The organism is Moraxella equi, assembly GCF_002027555.1.
GTDB classification, from domain to species: domain Bacteria; phylum Pseudomonadota; class Gammaproteobacteria; order Pseudomonadales; family Moraxellaceae; genus Moraxella; species Moraxella equi.
This window is the reverse complement of record NZ_MXAP01000163.1, coordinates 1-2910: the sequence shown is the minus strand read 5'-3', so window position 1 is coordinate 2910 and position 2910 is coordinate 1. Positions and strand designations below refer to the sequence as shown.

Annotated in this window: 3 protein-coding genes and 1 pseudogene; all 4 read left to right on the top strand. The window is 38.4% G+C overall.

Annotation, left to right across the window (positions count from 1 at the left end):
- The coding region (locus tag B5J93_RS13620; protein ID WP_079326704.1) for a zinc metalloprotease at nt 1–1306 on the top strand (1306 nt) is incomplete at its 5' end.
- Nucleotides 1273–1842: a hypothetical protein gene (locus B5J93_RS12695; protein WP_143823553.1), complete on the top strand. Its 570-nt coding sequence runs from the start codon at nt 1273–1275 to the stop codon at nt 1840–1842. The genes B5J93_RS13620 and B5J93_RS12695, both read left to right, overlap by 34 nt.
- A 55-nt stretch (nt 1843–1897) precedes the next feature.
- A complete protein-coding gene (locus B5J93_RS12690) occupies nt 1898–2398 on the top strand; it encodes a hypothetical protein (RefSeq protein ID WP_143823552.1) in 501 nt (166 codons plus the stop codon).
- A gap of 36 nt (nt 2399–2434) precedes the next feature.
- A pseudogene (locus tag B5J93_RS12685) lies at nt 2435–2910 on the top strand (hypothetical protein); the annotation flags it as partial.

Here is a 2910-nt window from a genome sequence, read left to right as displayed (position 1 = left end):
GTTCGGTTGGTATATATTCCCAAAACATAACGATGATGGCATTCATGCTGATGGTATTTATTTGCATTTAGAAATAGAACAAGACCCCGATGACAGTATCAGCCCCTTAATTGGTGATAACACAGTCCTATCCTTTGAATGTAGTCCACAGCTAGAACCGATTGCAGACATTGTATTGGCGGATTATTTGGCAAATGCTGAACAGCAAGTAATTCAGCTAACATCTGCGGATAAAAGTTTGATTGACAAACACACTTATCGTTATAGCAATAAAAGCCTAAATGTGAACGTGCTATGCAATCAAACTCTATCAGAAGTGGGTTACATTAAAGTCTATGCCAAGAAAAACGGTGCCAAAAAACAAGTTGGACTGCTGTGCATTTGCCCTAATAACATCACAAGAAAAGCGGTCATTCAACCAGTGCTGATGCGTAGCAGTAATCTTAAACCAGAGGGTGGGCATGGTAAATTACAACTTTATCCAACCCATGAAGAGCTATCACACTATATCCAACATCATTTTTTGCACCAAGCACTGGTACAAGTAGAAGTCAAGCCATATCAAGAGTTTAGACTTCATGAATTATATAACGACCCCACTGTAACAGAGGAGGCTAGAAATAGCATTGTAACGCTCATTAGAAGCCATAAACAAACGCTTGATACGGTAGAACCCATTGAAAGGTATTTGGCTGGTATAGACAGACAGGTTAATGATGACTTTATGGGTATCTTTACTGGACAACTGCGTAGTGTGTATGCCAAACTTACAGGTGACAATACTGAAACCAATCAATCACAAACTTATGTCTTTTTTACCGATTACCGCATTAATTCATCACAAGGTGGCGAGATTGCAGGTCGTGCTGAACGAAATGTGCCAGATGAACAAGAAATCATACAGTGCCGAGAGGACAACCAATGCAATCACTGGAAAAACACCGCTGTGATATTTGAGAATGCAGGGGATATACAGGGTCTACTCCATACCACCATTCACGAACTGGGACATAGTTTTGGGTTGGCGCATACTTATTTGCTGATTGACGAAGAACAAGATTATAAAGATGGCAATATGGAGAAGTTTGAAAATCCTTATTATTTGCGCAGAGCCAAGACGGACAACATCATGGACTATACATTTGTTGATGGCAAACAAATAGGGCAATTTATTGACAATCCTTATAAAGGAAAAATGTTCTCACTCTTTAAATGGCAATGGGATAAAATACACAACGACATCAATTTAACCAAATCCATCGGAGTAGCCAAATGGGATATCTTAAACTGTTTATCATACCACTGATGGCACTGTGTTTTAATGTGGCATTTGCAGGTCCGCCAGAGTGTTATAAGGGCAGAGCATTGTTTGAAAGCAGAGAAGCTTTTTTTGAGCGTGTTGAAAAATATCATGCGCAAGATTTGGTGCATAATAAAAAAAAGGTTGAAGCAAAATTTGGCGAATGTTCTGATAGGTTAGTTATTTTGGATTACATATTCTTCGGCTCTCAAAACAGGGACAGCCTAGAAAAATATACCCCCTATATTTACGATGGGGAACGCCAAGAGGTTATCACTTTACTTAACATCATCACCGATGATAAACAAAAATCTGAGCAGATGTTTGATAAGTTTTATCAAAAATATTTAGAAGACTATGCCAAAGAAAAACAAACTTGCCTTGATGAGTGTGTCTTGCGTAGTGTTACCCATATCGATGGTTTTTATATTTCAGCGATTGGTGCTGTCTATGCTCGTGATGATTTAAAGGCTAGACGAGTTTCACACATAAGATTGGTGGGCATGGGTCGCAGTAATCGCTACCCCAATCCATCGGAGTAGCCAAATGGGATATCTTAAACTGTTTATCATACCACTGATGGCACTGTGTTTTAATGTGGCATTTGCAGGTCCGCCAGAGTGTTATAAGGGCAGAGCATTGTTTGAAAGCAGAGAAGCTTTTTTTGAGCGTGTTGAAAAATATCATGCGCAAGATTTGGTAAATAATGAAAAAAAGGTTGAGCAACATTACGATTTTTGCTTTCGCCAGCTTTTTATTTTGGATTACCTTTTTTTCGCAGACAGACAAGCCAAAGGCATGGAATGGCACAAACCTATCATCTATGATAATGAAAAAGCAGAAATCATCACTTTACTTAATATCATTACCGATGATAAACAAAAATCTGAGCAGATTTTTGATAAGTTTTATCAAAAATATTTAGAAGATTATGCCAAAGAAAAACAAACTTGCCTTGATGAGTGTGTCTTGCGTAGTGTAAGTCATATCGATGGTTTTTATATTTCAGCGATTGTTTTTGTTTATCGTGATGATGATTTAAAGACTGGCAAGGTTTCTCAGTTTAGATTGGTGGGCATGGGTCGCAGTAATCGTTAGTTTGGTTGTCAAGCTGATAGCGGTTCTTACAGGTTTATGGATTATATTCACTCTTTAGATTTAGATAAAGAGATTAGTAAGTATCTAACCCAATACCCACCCCAAGTCAATGTCGGCAACCAGAGCATCTTGATGGATGCAAGAAATCTCTATCGCAACATCATTAACAGCATACCTGAACTGCCCGACAGAAAGCAAAAGTTTCATCAAACAACCCATATTGTATTTACAGACTATCCCAAAGAATATCAAGAAAACAATACCACTAACGCTTGGGGAGGCAGAACCCATAGGAAAAACCCAATGGACTGCACCTTGGGAGGTTGTACTTATTGGGGTAATTTTTGCCTAATCTATGACCGCCCCAATAATGATGAAGGGTTACGCACAACCGTACATGAGCTGGGACATAGTTTGGGGTTAGAACATAGTTTTAACCATAAGGAACCAAATCATTTTATATTTGCAAAATTTTCCACAGATAATCTTATGGATTATATACCAACCGAACC

Coding starts and splice junctions, on each gene's coding strand:
- B5J93_RS12695 (WP_143823553.1), top strand. CDS start 1,273: ATGGGATATCTTAAACTGTTTATCATACCACTGATGGCACTGTGTTTT.